General features: G+C 61.1%; 29 protein-coding genes and 1 pseudogene. 6 read left to right on the top strand and 24 right to left on the bottom strand.

Annotated elements, in window-relative coordinates:
• The 4 genes from Q8O69_RS22125 to Q8O69_RS06410 all read right to left on the bottom strand — a co-directional run.
• Positions 1-134 (bottom strand): hypothetical protein (locus tag Q8O69_RS22125; RefSeq protein WP_371136069.1); only part of this gene is annotated, 134 nt, incomplete at its 3' end.
• Positions 135-325: 191 nt separating this feature from the next.
• On the bottom strand, positions 326-721 hold the full coding sequence (locus Q8O69_RS06400; protein WP_305590538.1) for a DNA polymerase III subunit chi: 396 nt from the start codon (positions 719-721) through the stop codon (positions 326-328).
• Positions 722-730: 9 nt separating this feature from the next.
• Positions 731-1,180, bottom strand: coding sequence for a DNA polymerase III subunit chi (locus tag Q8O69_RS06405; RefSeq protein WP_305590540.1), 450 nt, complete (start codon positions 1,178-1,180; stop codon positions 731-733).
• 75 nt (positions 1,181-1,255) lie between these two features.
• Positions 1,256-2,749 (bottom strand): leucyl aminopeptidase, encoded by a 1,494-nt coding sequence (locus Q8O69_RS06410; RefSeq protein ID WP_305590542.1) that lies wholly within the window; start codon positions 2,747-2,749, stop codon positions 1,256-1,258.
• A 143-nt stretch (positions 2,750-2,892) separates the two neighbouring features.
• On the opposite strand from Q8O69_RS06410, the gene lptF reads away from it, so the two are divergent.
• Together lptF and lptG are read left to right on the top strand one after the other, a co-directional pair.
• Entirely contained in the window at positions 2,893-4,014 is a 1,122-nt protein-coding gene (gene lptF, locus Q8O69_RS06415) for an LPS export ABC transporter permease LptF (RefSeq protein ID WP_305590544.1), read from the top strand.
• The gene (lptG, locus tag Q8O69_RS06420) at positions 4,007-5,068 is read left to right on the top strand and encodes an LPS export ABC transporter permease LptG (RefSeq protein ID WP_305590546.1); all 1,062 of its coding nucleotides are present in this window, start codon (positions 4,007-4,009) and stop codon (positions 5,066-5,068) included. Before lptF ends, lptG begins: the two co-directional genes overlap by 8 nt.
• 62 nt (positions 5,069-5,130) lie before the next feature.
• Here the strand turns inward: lptG and Q8O69_RS06425 are convergent, their stop codons facing one another.
• Both Q8O69_RS06425 and Q8O69_RS06430 read right to left on the bottom strand, forming a co-directional pair.
• Positions 5,131-5,625: an RDD family protein gene (locus tag Q8O69_RS06425; RefSeq protein ID WP_275960998.1), complete on the bottom strand. Its 495-nt coding sequence runs from the start codon at positions 5,623-5,625 to the stop codon at positions 5,131-5,133.
• Positions 5,626-5,727: 102 nt separating this feature from the next.
• On the bottom strand, positions 5,728-5,940 hold the full coding sequence (locus Q8O69_RS06430; protein ID WP_090248782.1) for a cold-shock protein: 213 nt from the start codon (positions 5,938-5,940) through the stop codon (positions 5,728-5,730).
• 347 nt (positions 5,941-6,287) lie between these two features.
• Between Q8O69_RS06430 and Q8O69_RS06435 the strand changes: the two genes are divergently transcribed.
• From Q8O69_RS06435 to Q8O69_RS06450, 4 genes and pseudogenes are all read left to right on the top strand, one after another.
• A complete protein-coding gene (locus Q8O69_RS06435) occupies positions 6,288-6,602 on the top strand; it encodes a transcriptional regulator (RefSeq protein WP_305590549.1) in 315 nt (104 codons plus the stop codon).
• Positions 6,595-6,879: a DNA-binding transcriptional regulator gene (locus Q8O69_RS06440; RefSeq protein ID WP_304864695.1), complete on the top strand. Its 285-nt coding sequence runs from the start codon at positions 6,595-6,597 to the stop codon at positions 6,877-6,879. The genes Q8O69_RS06435 and Q8O69_RS06440 overlap by 8 nt, the downstream gene beginning before the upstream one ends.
• A gap of 5 nt (positions 6,880-6,884) precedes the next feature.
• Positions 6,885-6,989 (top strand): annotated as a pseudogene (locus Q8O69_RS06445) (DUF4113 domain-containing protein); the annotation flags it as partial.
• A 1,120-nt stretch (positions 6,990-8,109) separates the two neighbouring features.
• Positions 8,110-8,904: a site-specific integrase gene (locus Q8O69_RS06450; protein WP_305590551.1), complete on the top strand. Its 795-nt coding sequence runs from the start codon at positions 8,110-8,112 to the stop codon at positions 8,902-8,904.
• Here Q8O69_RS06450 and Q8O69_RS06455 read toward each other — a convergent pair whose 3' ends face one another.
• The 18 genes from Q8O69_RS06455 to Q8O69_RS06540 all read right to left on the bottom strand — a co-directional run bounded on the left by Q8O69_RS06455 (position 8,905) and on the right by Q8O69_RS06540 (position 19,049).
• Positions 8,905-9,213, bottom strand: a complete 309-nt coding sequence (locus Q8O69_RS06455) for a hypothetical protein (protein ID WP_305590553.1) — start codon at positions 9,211-9,213, stop codon at positions 8,905-8,907.
• Positions 9,210-9,509: a hypothetical protein gene (locus Q8O69_RS06460; protein WP_305590555.1), complete on the bottom strand. Its 300-nt coding sequence runs from the start codon at positions 9,507-9,509 to the stop codon at positions 9,210-9,212. Before Q8O69_RS06460 ends, Q8O69_RS06455 begins: the two co-directional genes overlap by 4 nt.
• Complete coding sequence (locus tag Q8O69_RS06465) at positions 9,506-10,576, bottom strand: RNA-directed DNA polymerase (protein WP_305590556.1); 1,071 nt, start codon at positions 10,574-10,576, stop codon at positions 9,506-9,508. Before Q8O69_RS06465 ends, Q8O69_RS06460 begins: the two co-directional genes overlap by 4 nt.
• 322 nt (positions 10,577-10,898) lie before the next feature.
• A complete protein-coding gene (locus Q8O69_RS06470; protein WP_305590558.1) occupies positions 10,899-11,261 on the bottom strand; it encodes a four helix bundle protein in 363 nt (120 codons plus the stop codon).
• A gap of 47 nt (positions 11,262-11,308) precedes the next feature.
• Positions 11,309-11,935: a DUF1566 domain-containing protein gene (locus Q8O69_RS06475; protein ID WP_305590560.1), complete on the bottom strand. Its 627-nt coding sequence runs from the start codon at positions 11,933-11,935 to the stop codon at positions 11,309-11,311.
• Between the two features lie 65 nt (positions 11,936-12,000).
• On the bottom strand, positions 12,001-12,612 hold the full coding sequence (locus Q8O69_RS06480; RefSeq protein ID WP_305590562.1) for a DUF1566 domain-containing protein: 612 nt from the start codon (positions 12,610-12,612) through the stop codon (positions 12,001-12,003).
• 26 nt (positions 12,613-12,638) lie between these two features.
• Complete coding sequence (locus Q8O69_RS06485) at positions 12,639-13,337, bottom strand: phosphohydrolase (RefSeq protein ID WP_305590564.1); 699 nt, start codon at positions 13,335-13,337, stop codon at positions 12,639-12,641.
• The gene (locus Q8O69_RS06490; protein ID WP_305590566.1) at positions 13,334-14,386 is read right to left on the bottom strand and encodes a DHH family phosphoesterase; all 1,053 of its coding nucleotides are present in this window, start codon (positions 14,384-14,386) and stop codon (positions 13,334-13,336) included. Before Q8O69_RS06490 ends, Q8O69_RS06485 begins: the two co-directional genes overlap by 4 nt.
• The gene (locus Q8O69_RS06495) at positions 14,383-14,916 is read right to left on the bottom strand and encodes a hypothetical protein (protein WP_305590568.1); all 534 of its coding nucleotides are present in this window, start codon (positions 14,914-14,916) and stop codon (positions 14,383-14,385) included. The genes Q8O69_RS06490 and Q8O69_RS06495 overlap by 4 nt, the downstream gene beginning before the upstream one ends.
• A 69-nt stretch (positions 14,917-14,985) precedes the next feature.
• Positions 14,986-15,807 (bottom strand): YfdQ family protein, encoded by an 822-nt coding sequence (locus tag Q8O69_RS06500; protein ID WP_305590570.1) that lies wholly within the window; start codon positions 15,805-15,807, stop codon positions 14,986-14,988.
• 33 nt (positions 15,808-15,840) lie between these two features.
• The gene (locus Q8O69_RS06505; protein ID WP_305590572.1) at positions 15,841-16,182 is read right to left on the bottom strand and encodes a hypothetical protein; all 342 of its coding nucleotides are present in this window, start codon (positions 16,180-16,182) and stop codon (positions 15,841-15,843) included.
• A gap of 53 nt (positions 16,183-16,235) precedes the next feature.
• Positions 16,236-16,472, bottom strand: coding sequence for a pyocin activator PrtN family protein (locus Q8O69_RS06510; protein ID WP_305590574.1), 237 nt, complete (start codon positions 16,470-16,472; stop codon positions 16,236-16,238).
• The gene (locus tag Q8O69_RS06515) at positions 16,469-16,831 is read right to left on the bottom strand and encodes a hypothetical protein (RefSeq protein ID WP_305590576.1); all 363 of its coding nucleotides are present in this window, start codon (positions 16,829-16,831) and stop codon (positions 16,469-16,471) included. Before Q8O69_RS06515 ends, Q8O69_RS06510 begins: the two co-directional genes overlap by 4 nt.
• On the bottom strand, positions 16,828-17,121 hold the full coding sequence (locus Q8O69_RS06520; protein WP_305590578.1) for a hypothetical protein: 294 nt from the start codon (positions 17,119-17,121) through the stop codon (positions 16,828-16,830). Before Q8O69_RS06520 ends, Q8O69_RS06515 begins: the two co-directional genes overlap by 4 nt.
• Before the next feature lie 10 nt (positions 17,122-17,131).
• Positions 17,132-17,701, bottom strand: coding sequence for a deoxynucleotide monophosphate kinase (locus tag Q8O69_RS06525; protein WP_305590580.1), 570 nt, complete (start codon positions 17,699-17,701; stop codon positions 17,132-17,134).
• Complete coding sequence (locus tag Q8O69_RS06530; RefSeq protein ID WP_305590582.1) at positions 17,698-17,976, bottom strand: hypothetical protein; 279 nt, start codon at positions 17,974-17,976, stop codon at positions 17,698-17,700. The genes Q8O69_RS06525 and Q8O69_RS06530 overlap by 4 nt, the downstream gene beginning before the upstream one ends.
• The gene (locus Q8O69_RS06535; protein ID WP_305590584.1) at positions 17,973-18,164 is read right to left on the bottom strand and encodes a hypothetical protein; all 192 of its coding nucleotides are present in this window, start codon (positions 18,162-18,164) and stop codon (positions 17,973-17,975) included. The genes Q8O69_RS06530 and Q8O69_RS06535 overlap by 4 nt, the downstream gene beginning before the upstream one ends.
• Positions 18,165-18,251: 87 nt before the next feature.
• Positions 18,252-19,049 (bottom strand): XRE family transcriptional regulator, encoded by a 798-nt coding sequence (locus Q8O69_RS06540; protein ID WP_305590586.1) that lies wholly within the window; start codon positions 19,047-19,049, stop codon positions 18,252-18,254.
• Positions 19,050-19,066 lie beyond the last annotated feature (17 nt).

Raw genomic sequence — 19,066 nt, forward strand, 5'->3', positions numbered from 1 at the left:
CTGCCGGTGACGTTCGGCGGCGGGATCATGATGGTGTAGGGCTCGCCGGAACCTTGCGGGGCGAAATAGTTGTTCGCCTCCCAGTTCTGGTACAGGGCGGTTTCAATGGCGTGCGGCTGGTAGGTCTTGTCCATGCGCGGCGGGACCCTTATGACGGCTAGACGGAAAAGCCGGCAAGTATAGCGGGGATGGCCTGTGCGACGTAAGGGCGTGCTTGGTGCGGCTGACTGGTGGGCGTAAGGCTATATGGTGGCACTTGTAGCCCGGATGTAATCCGGGGCAGCGCCTCCCGGATTGCGCTGGAGCTTATCCGGGCTACGGGCGGCTATCGGCGCGGCGGCAGCAGGCGGCTTAGGCGCGCATCCAGGCGACGTTTCAGCTCGGCCTCGATCTGCGGCACGAAATCGTCGATCACATCCTGCAGGATCAACTGGGCGGCGGCGCGCAGTTCGCTGTCCAGGCGGTTTAGTTCGCTGTCGCGGCTAACGCTCTGGCTGACGGTTTCACGCAGGGTTTGCGCAATCGCTGGCTTGGGCGCAGGTGCTGGCGCGGCGGCCACGGGCGGCGGGGTGACGATTTCCGAGAGCAGGGGGATGCTGTCCGGGTCGAGCGTGTCGATCAGCAGCGGTGGTTCGAGGTTTTCATCGCCCAGCAGTTGGCGGATCGACTCCAGGTCGTTCAGCAGTTGGGCGGGTTTTTGCGGCAGTTTTGGGGTGTCCATGGTGTGCAACTAGAGTTCGACTCGTTTTGGATCATACCCGCGCTGCCGGTAACTGCGGAAATTCTCCCGGCAGGCGGTCAGCAGGTCGGGTTCCTGGTTGACGATTTCAATCACCCGGCTAAAGCGCTCAACCTGCGGGGACAGGGTGCTGCCCAGGTTGATAAGTACACCTTTGGCGCTGCTGGGTTCTTCGTCCAAGCCAATCACCACCGGGGCTTGCGCGTCTTCCTCGTGCAGGCTGTGCGGCACAAAGCTTTCCGCTTTAAAGCGCCACAGCAGTTCGTCTACCTCGCTGCATTGCTGCGCATCGCTGCCGCGCAGAAACACCGGCATGCCGGCGCGCCAGGCTTTCATCGCCAGCTGGCAGGCCGCACGCAGGCGGTCACCCGGCATGGCGGTGGAGAGGACGTAAAACTCGATGCGCACTAATGACCTCCAGATTACGTAGGAGCGGGCCATGCCCGCGATTGCGACTTCGCGGGCATGGCCCGCTCCTACGGGATAGCAAGGGTCGAGACCCTGCTGCATGCTGTGTTAGCTGGCGTTGCTGCGATCCAGCAGATACTGCGTCAACATCGGCACTGGACGACCGGTTGCGCCTTTGTCCTTGCCGCCGCTGATCCAGGCCGTGCCGGCGATATCCAGGTGCGCCCAGTGGTAGTTCTTGGCAAAGCGCGAGAGGAAGCAGCCCGCGGTGATGGTGCCGGCTTTCGGCCCGCCGATATTGGCGATGTCGGCAAACGGGCTGTCCAGCTGCTCCTGATACTCGTCATACAGCGGCAGCTGCCAGGCGCGGTCGTCGGCGCTCAGGCCGGCGCCGAGAATCTGCTGCACCAGTTCGTCGTTATTGCCCATCAGGCCGGAGACATTGCTGCCCAGGGCGACGATGCAGGCGCCGGTGAGGGTGGCAATGTCGATGACTGCCTGCGGCTTGAAGCGCTCGGCGTAGGTCAGGGTGTCGCACAGCACCAGACGGCCCTCGGCGTCGGTGTTGAGGATTTCCACGGTCTGCCCGCTCATGGTGGTGACGATGTCGCCGGGGCGAGTCGCGCCGCCGCTCGGCATGTTCTCGGCGCAGGCCAGCAGGCACACCAGGTTGATCGGCAGTTGCAGCTCAAGCACGGCCTTGAGGGTGCCGAACACGCTGGCGGCGCCGCACATGTCGTACTTCATCTCATCCATGCCGGCAGCCGGCTTGATGCTGATGCCGCCGGTGTCGAAGGTGATGCCTTTGCCTACCAGGGCGAAGGGCTTCTCGGATTTTTTGCCGCCCTGGTAGTGCATGACGATCATGCGTGGCGGCTGATCGCTGCCCTGGGCCACGGCAAGGAAGGCGCCAGCGCCGAGTTCCTTGAGTTTTTTCTCATCAAGGATTTCGACTTTCAGATTTTTGTAGGCCTTGCCCAGGTTCTTCGCTTCTTCAGCGAGATAGCTCGGGTGGCAGAGATTCGGCGGCAGGTTGCCGAGGTCCTTGGTAAAGGCCATGCCGGCGGCAATCGCCTGGGCGTGCGTACTGGCGCGCTCGGCGTCGGCCAGGCAGGCTTTCTCAGTCAGCAGGGTGAGCTTTTTCAGCGCGCCGGCTTCGGCCTTCTGGCTCTTGAAGCGGTCGAAGCAGTAGCCGGCGTCGGCCAGGCTTTCCACCATCAGGCGGGTTTTACCGTAGGCGTCGCGGCCTTTGACCTGCAGCTCGTCGAGCGCAAGTACGGCGTCGCTGCCGCCGAGGTTTTTCAGGCTGCTGTAAACGGCTGTGATCAATTTGCGCAGTTGGCGGTCAGACAGTTCGCTGTCTTTACCAGTGCCGACCAGCAGCACGCGTTCGGCTTTCAGGTTCGGCAGGTTGTGTACCAGCAAGGTCTGGCCGACCTTGCCGGCCAGGTCGCCGCGCTTGAGCAGGGCGCTGATCGCGCCAGCGCTGGCGGTGTCGATGGCCTTGGCGGTTTCGCCGAGTTTTTTGCCCTCAGCAACAGGGATAACCAGGGTGGCGGTTTTTAGTGTTTCTGGGCGGGCGCTTTTAACAATAAATTCCATTACGTGGTGTCCCCAAGACAAGGCGTCACTATTGCAGGATAATGCCGGCTATTTTTCGATGGTTCGCCAGTTGGGCGAGCCGGCAAGCAGTGCGGCTAGTTTGATCGTAGCCGCCTGAGCCTGACAACCCTGGAGTGTCTGGTTTGATCGTCTTCCGTTATCTGTCCCGTGAAGTGTTGTTGACCCTGAGTGCCGTGAGCGCGGTGCTGTTGGTCATCATTATGAGTGGCCGTTTTATCCGTTATCTGGCCCAGGCGGCGCAGGGTCTGCTCGATCCTGGGGTGCTGCTGCTGATCATGGCCTATCGGATTCCCGGCTTTTTGCAGCTGATTCTGCCGCTGGGGCTGTTTCTCGGTTTCCTCCTGGCCTATGGGCGGATGTACCTGGACAGCGAGATGACCGTGCTCTCGGCCACCGGCATGAGCCAGCAGCGCTTGTTTGCCTACAGCCTGGCGCCAGCGGCCCTGGTGGCATTGCTGGCCGGCTGGCTAAGCCTGGGTCTGGCCCCGCAAGGCGTCGAGCACGTAGCGCGGATTCTTAACCAGCAGAGCGCCATGACCGAGCTGGATACCCTGGTGCCTGGGCGTTTTCAATCGATGAAAAATGGCTCGCGAGTGACCTACACCGAGGAGTTGTCCGAAGATCGCGGCTCGTTGGCCGGGGTGTTTATCTCCGAGAAGCAGCTGTCCAGCAAAGGCGACAAGGAGCGCGGCATCTCAGTGCTGGTGGCTGAATCCGGTCGCCAGGAGATTCAGGCCGATGGTAGCCGCTACCTGATTTTGGAAAACGGTTATCGCTACGACGGCAATCCGGGCCAGGCAGATTACCGCGCCATCAAATACGACACCTATGGCGTGCTGCTGCCCAAGCCGGAGGTTGAGGCGGATGTCACCGACCGCGAGGCGATGCCGACGCGTGAGCTGATTGGTAATGACAAGCCGCGCATGCAGTCCGAATTGCAGTGGCGCTTGTCGATTCCGGTACTGGTCTTCGTGGTTACCCTGCTGGCGGTGCCGCTGTCGCGGGTCAACCCACGTCAGGGGCGCTTCCTCAAGCTGTTGCCGGCCATTCTGCTGTACATGGCTTACCTGGCGCTGTTGATTGGCGCACGCGGCGCGCTGGATAAAGAGAAAATCCCCGCAGCCCTGGGCTTGTGGTGGGTGCATGGGCTGTTCGCATTGATCGGGCTGCTGTTGCTGTATTGGGAACCGCTGCGCTTGCGCTGGGCGGCCCGTCGTGTGGCGCTGGAGGTGGCCCGTGGTTAAGTTGGATCGCTATATCGGCGCACAGGTATTTGTCGCCATCCTCGCCGTGCTGGGCATCATTGTTGGTCTGGCGCTGCTGTTTGCCTTTATCGACGAGTTGGGTGATGTCGAGGACAACTACAGCCTGCTCGATGCCCTCGGCTATGTGCTGCTGACGGCGCCGCGACGCATCTATGAAATGCTGCCGATGGCCGCGCTGATCGGTTGCCTGATCGGCCTGGGCTCGCTGGCCAGTAACAGCGAGCTGACCATCATGCGCGCGGCCGGGGTGTCCATCGGGCGCATCGTCTGGGCGGTGATGAAGCCCATGTTGGTGCTGATGCTGGTCGGTGTGCTGATCGGCGAGTACCTCGCGCCCTATAGCGAAAATCAGGCACAGGCCAGCCGGGCCATGGCTCAGGGCGGCGGTGAAGCGCAGAGCGCCAAGCGCGGTCTGTGGCATCGCCAGGGGCAGGAGTATGTGCATATCAACGCCGTGCAGCCCAATGGCGTGCTGCTCGGGGTGACCCGCTATCGCTTTGATGAACACAAGCGCATGCAGTCATCCAGCTTCGCCCGGCGCGCCCAGTACCAGGGCGATCACTGGCAGCTGGAAGATGTCGCGACCACACATTTCCGTGAGCGCAGCAGTGAAGTTATTGAGCAGGGCAGTGAGCGCTGGGATGTCGAGTTGACGCCACAGCTGCTCGGTACCGTGGTGCTGTCGCCGGATGCGCTGTCGATGACCGGGTTGTGGAACTACATCCACTACCTGGCCGAACAGGGCCTGAATAACAGCCAGTACTGGCTGTCGTTCTGGACCAAGGTGCTGCAGCCGTTGGTAACGGCGGCGCTGGTGCTGATGGCGATCTCCTTTATCTTCGGTCCGCTGCGCTCCGTGACCCTTGGGCAGCGGGTATTTACCGGGGTACTGGTGGGCTTTGTGTTCAAAATCAGCCAGGACCTGCTCGGCCCATCGAGCCTTGTATTCGGCTTCTCGCCGCTGCTGGCGGTGTTGATTCCAGCCGGTATCTGCGCCCTGGCCGGCGTTTGGTTGCTACGCCGCGCAGGTTGATTCAGGCGTAAAAAAGCCGGCGTGCACATGGAGTGCACGCCGGCTTTCTTGTGTCTGTGGGGTTACTTCTTATGAATATTCTTCGGCAGCTGAATCACCTGGCTGTCCGAGTAAATGTCATGCCAGCTGCGCTTTTCTTTATCCCAAAGCACCCAGAGAAAACCCAGGCCCAGCAGCAGCCAGGAGCCGATGGCGACCAGAAAACGCAGCAGCGCCTGCCATAGGCTGATCGCTGTGCCGTCGGGGTTCTGGATACGCAAGCCCCAGACCTGCATGCCCAGGGTCTGGCCGTTGTGGGTCCAGAACTTGGCGAAAAAACCGAACAGGCTGAGAAACAGCACAGTCGAGAGCAAAGGGTCGCCATCCAGCGCGCCAGCGTCAGACATCTGCTTGAGCTGCGCCTCGCCGTAGAAGCCCATCAAGATCAGCTTGTAGATAAAGGTCACGACGATCAGCAGTGCGATGCACAGCAGAAAGTCATAAAACATCGCGGCGAGGCGGCGGATCAGTCCGGCGCTGGGGAATTCACCCTGCGGGCGCAGCAGGTGTTTCGGCATGGTCGGCTCTTTGTGCAGTGGGTGTGTGCGGGTGCAATCTTGCCTTAACGGGCATAAAAAAACCCCTGATGTTGCCATCAGGGGTTCTTCAATGCGGCAGGATTACTCCTGAATCTGTACTTCGTCAGCCTGCATGCCTTTCTGGCCTTGCACCGCGATAAAGCTGACTTTCTGGCCTTCTTTCAGGCTCTTGAAGCCGTTGCCTTGGATCGCGCGGAAGTGCACGAACAGATCCGGACCGCTTTCTGGAGTGATAAAACCAAAACCTTTCTCGTCGTTAAACCACTTGACGGTACCGTTCTGACGATTCGACATGGTGTATTTCCTTGAACCTAGAGTTGATGACAGCCGCTACTCGACATGAGGGGCTGAATACTGGTTGCTAGGCGGTGTGCGACGTCGAGCGGGATGTAGCGGATCTGGATGATCTACTGCACCAGGTCACGATTTTCGGCGACCCATGCAAACACAGTGGGGCAGACTTTACGACAACTCCCCGGCAAATGCCAAGCCCCTGCAGGGCATGCGGTTGCTGGGCTTGAGGCCCGCTTTCGACGTTCTGGGGAGTGTTTGTGGGGGGCGTAGGGTTGCCACCAGCGGATGGCAAAAAGGCGTTTGCCATTTGGTTGCTCAATATACGGCATTGCCGTACTATCGCCTTCATGTATACAGTCTTCGAAACGGAAGTTTTCCAACGCTACGCTGATCTCATCTGGGCTGACGGTGAGCGTGAAGATTTCATCACCTGGTTGGCCGCTAATCCACTGGTTGGCGACGTGATTCCTGGTGCGGGTGGCCTGCGTAAGGTTCGATGGTCGCGTGCGGGTATGGGCAAGCGCGGTGGTGCTCGGGTGATCTATTACAACGCGCTGTCCGACGGCCATATTTGGCTGCTGATCGCCTACACCAAGGCGAAGTTCGACAACTTGCCCGTGGCCTTCCTGAACCAACTGAAAGAGGCAATCGATCATGGATAAAGAACTGGAGCAGTTCCAGGCGGATTTGCTGCGATCAGTCCGCGACATGAAAGCCGGTAAGGCAGCTCGCACCACGCAAGTGGAGCTTTCGCCTGTGGCAGAAGCGCGGGCTAAAGTAGGTTTTTCGCAACGTGCGTTCGCGGAGTTGTTGGGTGTGAGTCTGCGCACCCTGCAGGACTGGGAGCAAGGACGGCGTTCACCGTCCGGTGCAGCCAAGACGCTGTTGCGCATTGCGGTACTGCACCCAGAAGCGCTGCGGGATTTACAGGTTGCGTGACGTCGGCGGTTGGTGTGCCGTTGGCGCCGGCCTGGGGGATGAAGCGTGACATGCTGAGCCCGAGCTATACCACTAGGTGGGATCAGTTGTGGAGGGTGAAGGCGGGGTAGGTAAGTCAGTGGCACCTTTTGGGTGCCACTGGAAGCACTCACTGGCTGATCAAAAGCATCAACAAAAGTTGAATGACCCTTAGCGCTTCGATCACAAGTACCAAGATAGTCGGCGACATAGCCGGCCCTCCGATGGATCACTGGAGTTTGGTGGATGCCTGGGTGCGTGCTAAAGTTTTAGCGCTAGCAAAACTGTTGCACCAGTGCATTCGATGAGCTACCCAGTAGTAGCACAGCGATGCAGGGTAATGAGCCGGCGTGAGTTTGCACCTCACGCCGGCTTTTTATTGCCTGCCCACCGCCTTGACTCCATTCAAATACCACTCCTGGCCGGCATTGTAGCTTTACGTTTGCGGGGCAAGAAGGGTTAAAAATAAGAACAACTTGTGGATAAGTTGTGCTGTTTTCGAGGCGAATTTAGGAAGTGTCAGTGCGGGGTGGGGTCAGAAAATTTCTTGATATCGGACGCAAAGGCAGGTGTGTTGCTTGTCAGCGGTAGGTGCAGGCTGGGGAAGTAAGCAGTTTGCCGATAGCCTGTTTTTTCATTTCTTGTGGCACATTCATATTGTCTAAAGATGCGTGCTGAATAACAAAAAGGCCCGGCGCTGTGGGGATTGTTCCTCTGCGCTGGGCCTTTTTTGTGCCTGCAATTCGTAGTCACGAATCTATGTGCTTCAAAGTCATTGCGCCAAAATATGCCATGCATAAAAAAGGCCTTGATGATCAAGGCCTTTCTTCAAATCTATGGTGCCCCGGGGGGGACTCTAAAGCCTTTGGCAGTTGGCGGCAGTTAACGGCAAATTCTGACAGGCCCAGCATTGGCGGGGCTTTCAGGCTTTCCGCTGTTGTCAGTTGGGGGCGGTTTCGTGCAGTTCCGTGATAGCCTTTACGCCAAATTTACGCCAAGGGGGCGGATGTGGCGTCATTCAGGAAGCGGAGCGGCGGCTGGCGGGCTGAGGTGGTTAAGCGTGGGGTGCGGGAGTCGCAGACTTTCCCGACGAAAGCTCAGGCTCAGGCGTGGGCCACTCAGCGAGAGGCGGAAATCCTAGCCGGCGTGCCTGGGCACTCTGCTGGTGTAAGTTCGAGTCTTTCAGATGCGCTCAAACGATACAAGGAAGAAGTGTCGCCCACCAAAGCCGGTAAGCGCTGGGAAGAGGTGCGGCTGGACAAGCTGGATAATGATCTGGAGTTTGCCGGGGCGCGTATTGGCGACGTGACAGCAGACCAGATAGCCGAGTGGCGTGATGCCCGGCTAAAGAAGGTGGCCTCACCTACGGTTCGCCGTGAGATGACGTTGCTTTCCTCGGTGTTTGAGATTGCCAAGCGGGAGTGGCGATGGTGCGCTACCAACCCCGTGCGGGAAGTTAAGCGCCCAAGCAATGCGCGGCCGCGTGATCGGCGTATCCAGCCCGATGAGGAACATAAGCTGCTCTCTCGGCTGGGCTACGTTGAAGGGGCAAAGCCTGAAACGCTGCAGCAGGAACTGGCCGTTGCCTTCCTGCTGGCCATTGAAACGGCGATGCGGCAGGGCGAGATATTGGGTCTCACGAAGGCCACCACTCACCTGGCCAAGCGCTACGTGCGGCTTGAGGCCACCAAGAATGGCGACAGCCGTAACGTGCCGCTGAGCAAGCGTGCCGTTGAATTGCTGCAGTTGTTGATTGATGCGGCATCTGGGCGGCAGGAACTGTTCCGGCTCAAGTCCGCTTCGGCTGATGCGATGTTCCGCAAGGTGCGCAATGAGCTAGAGATTGTCGATCTGCACTTCCATGACACGCGGCATGAGGCGACCACGCGCCTTGCCAGGAAGCTGGACGTGCTCGATCTTGCCCGGATGACTGGGCACCGTGACCCGCGTTCGTTGATGGTGTACTACAACGCCACGGCGACCGAAGTCGCCGGTCGGTTGGATTGATCAGGCTGCCTTGCGGCCAGGCCGTGGGGCGGGAAGCTTGGAGCGATTCTGGCGTGCCCATGTGATTACCTCTGCCGCAAACCAACGCTTGGCTGCGCGGGTACCGGTTAGGCATGGCTGCAGCGGGCCTGGGAAGTCTGAGCGGGTCACTACGCGGCGCTCTGTGGTGTCGACTGCCAGCTTGAGGTAGGTGGCGATATCCTCGGCGGTCCATAGTTGATCCTCGGGGGCTACCCGTGGCGTGCTGAGTTGCACGACCAGGTCTTTGATGGCTGCCAGTAGTTCGGCCGGGTTGGTATCTGTAGTCACTTGCGGCCTCCTTTGCGTTTCTTCTTCCCGCCGTGGGCGGTTGCTCGCCAGCTGACGAAGGTGGCGAGGCCGCCGGCTTCGTTGCCGAGAGCGTCGATGGTGGCGTCCATGATTGGGTACAGCTCATCGTAGGTTGCAGACTGGATGGTCTTTGTGGACTGCATCAGCGTGCGGCCGTCTGGGGTTTTGATCAGGTACTCGACTGCCCAGCGCACGCGCTTGCGCGGCAGGGAGCCTTTGACCTGTGCGCCGCGCCCGGGCGGCAGCTCGGTGCTGTGAAAGATGGTGCAGGTCATGCCGCCCCCTTGTACGTCTTGGTCAGTCCTGCATTCACTGCCTTACCGCGTAGCAGGATGGCCTTGGCCACTTTGCGGCGGTCGGTGTGGCTGTGGGTGGCTTGAGTGAGCAGGCCGAAGTAGCTGTTGGCGGTTTCGCGCAGGGCTGGGAGCGGTACCGAGCTGATGCGCTTGATGGCGTGGGCAACGGTTTTGCGGCGGGTGGTGCGGTGCCAGGGTTTGATGACCTGGCCTACGAAGTCCACGCCGCGGCTAACTGGCTGCAGTATTGTTTTGCTGGGGTTGAGGCGCGCGTGCAGGCGCTCGGCCAGGAAGCCTTCGATCTGCTTGTGCCAGGTGTTGAGCTGTTGCGGGCTGTGATGCAGCAGCACGAAGTCATCCACATAGCGGATGTAGTGCTTGGCCTGCAGGGTGTGCTTGGCGAACTGGTCCAGCGCATCCAGGTAGACGTTGGCGAAGAACTGGCTGCTGAGGTTGCCAATCGGCAGGCCGAGGTGAGCTGGCTGGCTGGTCAGGCGCTTGTGCTGCGGTACTCGGTTGAGCAGGCGCGGTGAGCTGCGCAGCTGGTAGTTGTCGCGCGGATCGTGCCAGAGGATCAGCAGTGCCAGGGCGCGCCAGTTGGCCTCGGGGATACGGGCGGTCAGCAGCTGGGCCAGCACGTGCTTGTCGATGCTGACGAAGAAGTTGGCCAAGTCGCACTTGAGGTAGTGGGCTGGCTGGCTCCAGTTCTGGGTGATGCTGCGCACCTTGTGTTCAAGGCGCTGGGCGGCGTACAGGGTGCCGCGTCCTTCAATGCAGGCACAGGAGTCCGCGATAAAGCTGCGCTCGATGCGTGCGCCGATGTGGTTGTACAGCAGGTGGTGCACGATGCGGTCGCGGAAATCAGCGGCCCACACTTCGCGCGGCTTCGGGTGTGTGACCACGAAGCAGATCGAGGTGCCGGGCTGATAGGTGCCGCTGTTCAGTTCGTTTAGGAGTTGCATGATGTTGCGCTCCAGCTGGAACTCGAATGCAAGGGCTGAGCGGCTGCCGCGCTTGCTGCGGCGGCAGTCGTAGTAGGCCCGCATGAGTTGCTCAATAGAAAAACCAGCATGGCCGCCTGTAATACCGTTCGATGCTGCGGACGGCGAAAGCGGGCCGGGCGTTGTCCTTGTCGTCGTTGTTCTGGTTGCCATCGTCGAAGTTCTGGATCCACGCGTTGTTCGGGCCGTTCTGCGCCAGGTCGTGCTATCTACGTCGCGCTGCCGAAGGCCGAGGCCGATCAGCGGCGAAACTGCGCGAGGCCTGCCAGGGCTTTGCCTGGTGGTTCCCTTGGTGCGCATAGCGGTGGCCTTGTGAGCCAGCGGCACGACCAGAATCAATATCGCTCTGGTATGAGGGCCGTGGCGCTCATACAGCTGGCGATGTGGCGGCATTCCGTTTCCACCCAGTGGCCTGCCGGCCTATGTCGTCGGTGATCTTGATCGCGGTACCGTGTTGCTCGGGGGTAACCAGCATCAGGTCGGCGGCGAGGCGCAGCATCAGCTCAACAATCTGGATGCGTTCCAGGGTTTGCTGAATGAAGTCGACTCGCTGCTGACCGCTCGCGGTGTTGGCGCGAAAGATCAGGATCGATACGTCTAAGCACTCGTTTAGTACCTTGTCCCCGAGGGTGCGTTTGAAGTCGCGCCGCCAGTTCTTAACAAGGTCCGCCACGAGCTTGGCGAGGGCGCCAGCTTGTTTGTAGATCGGCAGGTGTTGGGCTATGGCCATGCTGGAAAACTCGCTAACCGCGCGCTACGCGCGCGGTGGTTAAAGGCTTAAAGGGGTGAAGGGATAAGGATTCTGCGGACGGCGAAAGCGGGCCGGGCGCCGTCCCCGTCGCCGTCGTCCTGGTAGCCATCGTCGAAGCCCTGGAACCACGCGATGATCGGGCCGTACTGCGTGCTGGTGAGCCACCAGCCTTTGTCGGCGAACTGCTCGGGGATGTTGGCCCAGCAGAGATAGGCCTCGGCGCGGGCCGGTAGGTACAGGTCGCGGTGGCCATCGACCTCTTGGTCTGCCGCCCATTGCGCTGCGGGGTGCTCGGTACCGGATGCGAGCAGGGCGCTGGTGTTGGCCAGGCCGTCACGGGCGCAGCTCGCGCCATCGATGTTCTTGCCGCGTGGGCCATAGGTGATTTCAGCGATCTGCGCGTGCTTAGGGGCAATCAGGTGATAGTCCGGCTGGCCATTTACGCCGCGCATAACACCGACATAGGTGCCGCCCTGGCCTTGCCAATGCTGGCCGATGGCGGGTGGGCACTGCGCCCAGGTGGCGACTTCGCCTGGGATCAGCGTGGCGATAGCCATCGCCAGGCCGGTTTCCTGCTCGAGCACTTGGTGCGCCAGCATGGCGTTATGGGTGGTGATGGTTGTGTTGCCAACTTCCAGGGTGATCTTTTGCATGGTCATGTCCTCAAAATTTGGAGCCGACCGCGCGCTGCGCGCGCGGCAGAGAAGCCTGAAAGTGGTTAAGGGGTGACGGTGATTCTGCGGACGGCGAAAGCGGGCCGGGCGTAGCCCTTGACGCCGTAGTGCTGGGTGCCATCGTCGAAGTGCTGGACCCACGCGCCGTTCGGGCCGTCCTGCGTGCTGGTCCAGTAACCGCAATCCTCTAGCGCTTCATCGCCGCCCTGGCAGAAAGCCTCGATGTTGCTTTGTGCAGGGGTATCCGCTGTGTACGGGTAGCCGGCCGGTACGCTGCTGGGGTTATCGCCATCGCGGAAGCTGCACCAGTTTTCCTGGGCGGTAGGCTTGCAGACGCGGTAAACGATCTCGGCTTCGTCACGGGCAGGGATGAACCAATCCTGATGGCCGTCAATCGAGAGGCCCAACGCCCAGTTGGCATGCGCGCAGCCGGCTTCTGCCATGGCGCGGGTGTTGGCCAGCCCATCATTGAAGCTGCCGGCGCCTTCAATCTTGGTGCCACGTGCACCCCATGGCAGTGGGGCGTTGAAGCCGTTGGCTGCGGGTGCGCGGATCAGCGCCTGCAGCAGGCCGTCGAGCAAGTAGAGGCCCATGTAGAAGCCGCCGGCGAGCGGGCTGCCGATGGCAGGAAGGCTGTTTTTTGCGATTGTGTTCATTGTGATGTCCTCGAATTTGAAATGAGTTAGGCGGCGCGGCGGCGGTTGGTAGTCGCAAGTAGGCACAGCAGCCGGTCGTGGAACTGCTGGCGGACTACCTCCGGGGCGTACTTGGCGATGCGCAGCGGTAGCGCGGCGTAGCCCTGCAGGCATTCCCACTCAGCGTGGTGCGTTGGCAGTAAGTCGCGCTTCTCTGTAGCCAGGGCGATCATGTCGGCGTGCTTGACGCACTCCGGCAGCTCGGGCGCGAGGTGGAAGCGTTCGGCGATGGCGAGCCAAATGCGCTGCTCTAACTGGTGGTAGGTGTCCAGCAGCAGGCTGACCCCTTCGCGCTCGGCAGTGGTGAGGATGTGCATGGCGGCCGCGCGGATGCTGACCACGTTGCTCTTGGCGCTGAACTCGCCGACGAGGTTCAGCCAGGCGATTTCGCGCTGGCGTGCCGCCTCAATTAGCAGCAGTTTGAGCGGGCGCGTTAGGTCGCTGATGTAGGCCTCGGTGCCGTCGTGCAACAGCCCGGCCAGTTGTTCCTCGGGCGTGCCGCCTTCCTGCTCGATGATGTAGGCGACCAGCAGGCTGTGCTGGGCGACCGAATAGTGGTGCGCGCAGTGGCCGTTGAAGCGGCAGACCATGCTCAGGGCGTGGGCCAGATCGGTGGTGATGACGTTCTCGGCGTGTGGGTTGAGCAGGTCGAAGGCTCGGGCGCTGTTGGTGAGTATCCAGGTCATGGGCGGCCACCCTCTTCTGTGTCCTGCGCTGGAGTGATGCCCAGCGCCGCGCGGGCGTTGACCAGTGCTTGTTCGCGGCGTGCTGCTGGTACTTGGCCGCCGGTGAGGTAGAGCTGCAGGCACTCGGTGACATCAGCCAGCGCAGCGCGCAGGTCGGGGCTGTCGGTGGTGGTTTCTAGCGTGGCTTGAACGTAGCCCGTCACCAGTTCGTGATCGAACGGCACCTTGAAGCCGGCGGCGTTGCGGTGGCCACCGCCACCGAACTGCTTGGCGATCTCGCCTACATCAAGCCCCTCGTCGGAGCTGCGCAGTGAGAATTGGCGGCCTTCAGCGGTATCCCAGTAGATGGCTGCGAATGGTTGGCCGTTGCTCAACAAGTGGCCGGCTTCGCTGGCCATGGTGTGCGGCAGGTTGATTGCCGGTACGGTTACGCCGCCAATCACCAGGCAGCGGCTGTTGCTGGCTACCAAATCGGCAATGTCCTTCTGTTGTTTGCGATCAATCGCGAGGCCGTCCAGCCACAGGCGGTCGATGTCGTCGAACATCAGGCGATCCCAGGTTGCAAAGTCCTGCGGGTAACTGAATACGGCAGCCATTACTTCTCGGGTGCCTTCCAGCTTGAACTGCCAGAGGTCGCGGTCTTCGATGTGGTTTATCAGCGCCGGGCGTGGCGTGGCCGGGAAGAAGAAGTCCCAGGTCATGCCGGCGCCGCTGCGGTGCATATCAAAGTGCGCTGATAGTGGGTCGAGGGACTCCATCCAAAGCAGGTAGCTGCTCGGAGCCTTTGGCAGTTGGGCTAGCGCCTCTGCTGCTGTTTTGTGGTGGTCAATGACAAGGATGGAGGTGGCGGTCTCGGCCATCTGCTGCAAGGTTTCGAGTGGATAGGAGAAGTCCACGATGATGACGCTGCGGCCTTCTACGTCCGGTGCTGGCTTGCCGTAATGGCCGGCGTGGAATTCGACATTGGCTTCGCCAAGGGCGTGGCGCACAGCCCATGCCGCGCCGAAGCCATCTGCGCAGTTGCCGTGGTAAATGCAAAGGGTCTTCATGCTGCGTCCTCTACGTGAGCAACGCGTGGGCCAGCCGTGCCGTTTTTGGTCTCAAGCTGCTGGGCATCGCTGGGGTGTTGAAGCGCTACCCGCATGCGCTCTGCCAGGTTGATCAGCTGCAGCTGCATCTGGTGGGCGAAGCGTGCCGGGTCCTCGGCGTGCATGCTTTTGTAGGTGGTGTTCGCAAAGCCCAGCTGGTTGGCGGCGGCGGTTAGCGTGTTGAGGTCTGCCTCGGTGCACGCTGCTGCGCGGCGGGCGAATATGGCTATGCGGGCGAGTGCGTCTTGGATGATCGCGTCGCGGTCCAGCTGGTGGGCGGCGTGTTGGTTGGCCGCTTTGAGCTGCAGGTGCGCGACCTCGTGTTGAAGGTCATCAATGCGCAGCTCGTGGCCGCGCTTGGCGTCGTCGTAGCCGAGGTCATAGCCCTGTATGTGGGCTTTTTGCGCGGCGCGGTAGGCCCAGACGGCTAGGCCGATCAGGGTGATTACAGCGAGTGCGGCGATGATTTGAAGCTGGATGTTGTGTGGCATGTGCTGTGTCCTCGTAGAGCCCGCCGCCGGGGTGATTGTGAGAGTCCGGCGGCGGGGTGTTGCGACGGGTTAAAGGGTGGCTTCGTACATAGGTACTTCGCCGATGCCTGCGCTGATGGTCTTGCGTACCGCCTCGTAGGCTTCCTCTAGCACCTTGTCTGGGCGCACCAGTTCGTACCAAACCTGCAGGCGGCCTTCGACGATGCGGTAGCGGAAGCGGGCGGTAACCAGGAAGGCTTCGCCACCGATGAAAGGTTTCACGCCGATGTAGAACTGCTCTGGGATGCGCAGCTGTCCAGTCTCACCGGCGCGGCCGTCGATCTCCTCGTTGTAGGTCAGCTGCACCTGGCCGTTGTCGAGGCGTGTGCCTTGGCGGAAGGTGATGTTCTTCTGCGCCTGCAGGGTGCGGCTGATCTCCAGCATGTCGGCGGCGGTTGGTGCGCCCGGGGTCTGCTCGTTGGCGACCACGTCCTTCACGTTGTCCTCAATAAACTCGGCGAAGTCGGATTGGGTCAGGCGCTTGCGGTCTGCGGCCTTCCAGTTGCCCCACTCGACGGTGAGCGGGCAGGCGTAGGAGGCAGAGTGCGAGCCCCAGGCTGGCTGGTCTGGTTGGTGATAGTCGAACACCGCGCGGAAGGTGCGGCCGTTGGGGCCGTTGCAGAACACTACGGTGGCGGAGGTGGTGAAGCGCTTCACGTATTCGATAAAGGTCGCTGCATCCAACACCGTCAGGTTTTGCTTGGTGCGAGTGGGGGCAGGCAGGTACTGCTCGAGCACTTGCAGGTCGAGGCCTTCCGGTACCAAAGCCAGCGGGGCCTTGATCTGCTCAATGTTGAAGGGTTTGCCGAGGCCCTGTGCGAGGGTGACCAGCTGGTCGATTGCTTCTTTCATCGGGGTGCTCCTGTGAGCGGTTGTGAGAGAGGGTTAGTCGGCGACCTTGCGCAGTTCGCCGGGGGTTTCTTCGTTGCCCACCGGGCGCAAGTCCATCTGTTGCTGGCGCGGGTCGCGGCGGCTGAGGTTGCCCTCGGGGGTGAGGAAGAACAGGGAGCTACCACGCGGCAGCTTCGGCTCTTTGGCCTTCACCTCGGCCTTGACGGTGATCTGGCCGGCACCCTCGGGCTTGTAGTTGAGGGTGATGGTCAGTGCGCCGGCCTTGTTGGTGAGGCGGATCAGGTCGATCAGGTCGTGCTGGGCGTCGGTCAGTTCGTCCAGCAGGCCACCCATCTCGATCTCGCGCAGGGTGTCCATGAAGGGGCGTTTGCTCATGTGCTGTGTCTCTTCGTTGATGTGAGAGTTGCCCGGCGCGGCCGGGTGCAGGGTTAAGCCGCTGCCTCGGCCCGAGAGTCGAGGTAGGCGGCTAGATCCGTAAGGCGCACGTACAGCGGCGCCAGGCGGGAATCGGTGTGCTTGAAGGTGGGCAGCTGCACCTCCCCGGAACGGAGCAGGGCGCGTAGGCGCTTGTCCGTTTTGATGTGCGGGAAGTAGTGCTCGCGCACCTGGGCCAGTGGCAGGCTGTTGGCCTTCCAGCGTTGCTGCAGCAGTTCCAGCGTTGTCATGCCTGCGCCACCCCGCGCCCCGCCGGTAGCCGGAGCCGCAACAGCGCGACGAGACTGTCGACAGTCTTGCCTTTGTCGCGGGCGGCGATGTTGCCGGCTTCGTCGGTGATTACCGCGCCGAAGGGGCGCAACGGGTCGGTGGTGAGGGTGACGTGCGGCAGCCAGCCGGCCGGGGTGATTGCCAGCAGCCCGGTGTAAAGCGCTACCAGGTGCAGCGCCTCGGGCTGGATGGCCTCCAGGCGTTGCAGTACCTCATTGGACGCATCACGCACAACGGCAGCGGGTACGGCGGTTGGGTTCTGGAAGTGCATGCCGGCCAGCTTGACCACGCCAATGGCGTCGGTGATGGGGTTGCTCATGCGGCGCTTTCCTTCTGCGGGATTTTCTTGATCTCGATGCCCATCTGCGCGGCCAGCCAGTCGATACCCGCCTCGGTGACCATCAGCACGGCGTAGTGCTTGGTGATGGGCGCGCGGTTGGCGGGTTGAAACTGTGTGACGCGCGGCTCCATGAACAGCTTGCCGCCGTTGTGATGCCTTGCTGCCAAGGTGCCGTCGCGGTTGAGTGCCTTGCTGGCCCGCAGGTGTTTGCGCAGCGCGGGTTCGGTGATGCCCAGTACCTGGGCGGCCTCTTTAACGGTGCGGTTCATGGTGCGGGCCTCAGGCAGCGTTGCGCTTTGAGCGCAGCAGCACACGGATCAGGCTTTCCAGCTCGTCATACAGCTGCTCGAACGTGCCATCGTTGGCCAGGGAAAGGTCGCCAGGCCGGTGGGTGACGCCGCTCTCGCTGGGGTGCATGGCCACTGCTGTGGCATCTGCCCGGGTGATGTGCAGGATCACGCCGCCCTTGCTGCGCACCCAGTCCGCTTCGTTGTTGAAGCGCACGTCGCGGATCACCACGCCCTGCATGGCCTGGTTGTGCTCGGCGAGCAGCTGCAGGTTCTGCTCGGCCAGCAACAACCAGAGCTGCGGGTGCACCAGGTCGCGGCCCCATTCGGTGCCGAGCAGCTGCATCAGCTCGCGTGGTGCCTTGCCCAGCCAGGGCAGGGGCTGTTCCTTCTCAGCGCCTTCCAGTTGGGCGGCGGTGAGGTGGAACATATCGGCCAGGGCCTGCTTGAGCGGGTCAGCGAAGGCGTAGCTGATCAAGGTGAGGTGTGCTGCCAAGTAGCGGGCAACGGTGTCTTTGCCGGTACGGGCCTTGCCGGCGAGGCCGATCAGAAGCTGGCTCATGCGGCTGCTCCCTGAATGGCTGCCTGGCGTTCTGCGATACAGATGGCCGTCAGCTCTTTTGAGCGATGTTCACTAGCGTTTAGGGCCAGGTCATGTAGCCGGTCGCTGGCATCGATGGTGATGCCGTCCAGTGTGCAGGCCGCGCTGATCATGCCAAGTGCGATATAGAACTCAGCATTCAGGTCGTCATGGTTACGGCCAGCGCGGAGCTTTTTCAGGGTGCTGAGCAACCGGGAACGAAAGGCGTCGCAGTTGTTTTGGTGGCGAGTATTCATGCAGCACCTCCCCACGGGCCAAAGTCCTCGAAGGCTGGCAGGGTGGTGGGTTGCTTGAGTGTTGGGCGGCCACCATCGAGCACGACGAAGCGGCCGGTGGCCTGCTGGACAGCGCGGATGGCGTCTGGGTTGGTGGTGCAAGCCGGGTGCAGAAGCACCGGGCAGCGGGTGTGCTGTGTCGATTGCATGTCGCGTACTCCACAAGGTGAGAGTTTGGGTACGCGAGTAAATATGTACTAGTGGTTCACATAAATCAAGAACCTTAAGTACATAATTTAGAACATGCTGCGAGGGGGCTTGGCGTCTATGACTCTGCCAATGAGGCGGATGTTATCGTCGATCACAATGGTCTTGAAGGCCGGGTTGAATGGCTTGAGGTATTCGATCCCGGCATCGCGGACGTACTGCTTGAAGGTGGTTTCTCCGGTGTCCATCAGCTTGGCTATGTAGAGTTTGCCGCTAATGAAATCAAACCCTTCAGGGCGGACTAGTATGCGAAAGCCTGGATGGAATGAAGGGCCCTCGGGGGCAACCATTGAGGTGCCATTTACTTCCAGCCAGTAACCGTGCGGGCCGGCGTTCTCTTGCGATTCCAGAAATTCAGAGCCGTCGCCTGGGGTGTAAAGGTCTGGCGCCTCGGCCCAACTGCCTGCTGCAACCCAACTGATCAATGGGTAGCTCCTTGTTATCCGGTGTGGCTCCGGGGTGTAGCGGACATTAGGTTGCTCCGCTACGCCTGTCCTATGTGCGTATTTCTTGAGGGTCACTGGGCCATTGGTATTAAGCGGCGGGAACCCTTCACCGTGTGCCAGCCAATCGACCGGTACCTCGAAGGCATCGGCGATCTGCTGCATGGATTCTCTTGCAGGCATGCTTTCGCCGTTGAGCCATTTGCTGGCGGCTTTTGCTGTCTTGCCGGTTATAGAAGCCAGGCGTGCGCCTAGGCCCCACTCGGGAATACCTGCTTCGTTGGCGGCATTCTTAAGGCGGAGGACGAAAGCGTTGCGTATTTCTTGTATATGAACCATGCGTTCACTATCGCATGGACTTGCGTGTACTTTCAGTTCCGACATAATATGTACCTCAGGTT

Source organism: Pseudomonas sp., assembly GCF_030690725.1.
In the GTDB taxonomy this organism is placed as follows: domain Bacteria; phylum Pseudomonadota; class Gammaproteobacteria; order Pseudomonadales; family Pseudomonadaceae; genus Aquipseudomonas.

What these genes read in the sequence shown, in the direction of transcription:
- Q8O69_RS06400 (WP_305590538.1), bottom strand. Translation starts at nt 721, where the DNA reads ATGGACACCCCAAAACTGCCGCAAAAACCCGCCCAACTGCTGAACGAC.
- Q8O69_RS06405 (WP_305590540.1), bottom strand. Translation starts at nt 1,180, where the DNA reads ATGGCCCGCTCCTACGTAATCTGGAGGTCATTAGTGCGCATCGAGTTT.
- Q8O69_RS06410 (WP_305590542.1), bottom strand. Translation starts at nt 2,749, where the DNA reads ATGGAATTTATTGTTAAAAGCGCCCGCCCAGAAACACTAAAAACCGCC.
- Q8O69_RS06425 (WP_275960998.1), bottom strand. Translation starts at nt 5,625, where the DNA reads ATGCCGAAACACCTGCTGCGCCCGCAGGGTGAATTCCCCAGCGCCGGA.
- Q8O69_RS06430 (WP_090248782.1), bottom strand. Translation starts at nt 5,940, where the DNA reads ATGTCGAATCGTCAGAACGGTACCGTCAAGTGGTTTAACGACGAGAAA.
- Q8O69_RS06435 (WP_305590549.1), top strand. Translation starts at nt 6,288, where the DNA reads ATGTATACAGTCTTCGAAACGGAAGTTTTCCAACGCTACGCTGATCTC.
- Q8O69_RS06440 (WP_304864695.1), top strand. Translation starts at nt 6,595, where the DNA reads ATGGATAAAGAACTGGAGCAGTTCCAGGCGGATTTGCTGCGATCAGTC.
- Q8O69_RS06460 (WP_305590555.1), bottom strand. Translation starts at nt 9,509, where the DNA reads ATGACCTGCACCATCTTTCACAGCACCGAGCTGCCGCCCGGGCGCGGC.
- Q8O69_RS06465 (WP_305590556.1), bottom strand. Translation starts at nt 10,576, where the DNA reads ATGCGGGCCTACTACGACTGCCGCCGCAGCAAGCGCGGCAGCCGCTCA.
- Q8O69_RS06470 (WP_305590558.1), bottom strand. Translation starts at nt 11,261, where the DNA reads ATGGCCATAGCCCAACACCTGCCGATCTACAAACAAGCTGGCGCCCTC.
- Q8O69_RS06475 (WP_305590560.1), bottom strand. Translation starts at nt 11,935, where the DNA reads ATGCAAAAGATCACCCTGGAAGTTGGCAACACAACCATCACCACCCAT.
- Q8O69_RS06480 (WP_305590562.1), bottom strand. Translation starts at nt 12,612, where the DNA reads ATGAACACAATCGCAAAAAACAGCCTTCCTGCCATCGGCAGCCCGCTC.
- Q8O69_RS06485 (WP_305590564.1), bottom strand. Translation starts at nt 13,337, where the DNA reads ATGACCTGGATACTCACCAACAGCGCCCGAGCCTTCGACCTGCTCAAC.
- Q8O69_RS06490 (WP_305590566.1), bottom strand. Translation starts at nt 14,386, where the DNA reads ATGAAGACCCTTTGCATTTACCACGGCAACTGCGCAGATGGCTTCGGC.
- Q8O69_RS06495 (WP_305590568.1), bottom strand. Translation starts at nt 14,916, where the DNA reads ATGCCACACAACATCCAGCTTCAAATCATCGCCGCACTCGCTGTAATC.
- Q8O69_RS06500 (WP_305590570.1), bottom strand. Translation starts at nt 15,807, where the DNA reads ATGAAAGAAGCAATCGACCAGCTGGTCACCCTCGCACAGGGCCTCGGC.
- Q8O69_RS06505 (WP_305590572.1), bottom strand. Translation starts at nt 16,182, where the DNA reads ATGAGCAAACGCCCCTTCATGGACACCCTGCGCGAGATCGAGATGGGT.
- Q8O69_RS06510 (WP_305590574.1), bottom strand. Translation starts at nt 16,472, where the DNA reads ATGACAACGCTGGAACTGCTGCAGCAACGCTGGAAGGCCAACAGCCTG.
- Q8O69_RS06515 (WP_305590576.1), bottom strand. Translation starts at nt 16,831, where the DNA reads ATGAGCAACCCCATCACCGACGCCATTGGCGTGGTCAAGCTGGCCGGC.
- Q8O69_RS06520 (WP_305590578.1), bottom strand. Translation starts at nt 17,121, where the DNA reads ATGAACCGCACCGTTAAAGAGGCCGCCCAGGTACTGGGCATCACCGAA.
- Q8O69_RS06525 (WP_305590580.1), bottom strand. Translation starts at nt 17,701, where the DNA reads ATGAGCCAGCTTCTGATCGGCCTCGCCGGCAAGGCCCGTACCGGCAAA.
- Q8O69_RS06530 (WP_305590582.1), bottom strand. Translation starts at nt 17,976, where the DNA reads ATGAATACTCGCCACCAAAACAACTGCGACGCCTTTCGTTCCCGGTTG.
- Q8O69_RS06535 (WP_305590584.1), bottom strand. Translation starts at nt 18,164, where the DNA reads ATGCAATCGACACAGCACACCCGCTGCCCGGTGCTTCTGCACCCGGCT.
- Q8O69_RS06540 (WP_305590586.1), bottom strand. Translation starts at nt 19,049, where the DNA reads ATGTCGGAACTGAAAGTACACGCAAGTCCATGCGATAGTGAACGCATG.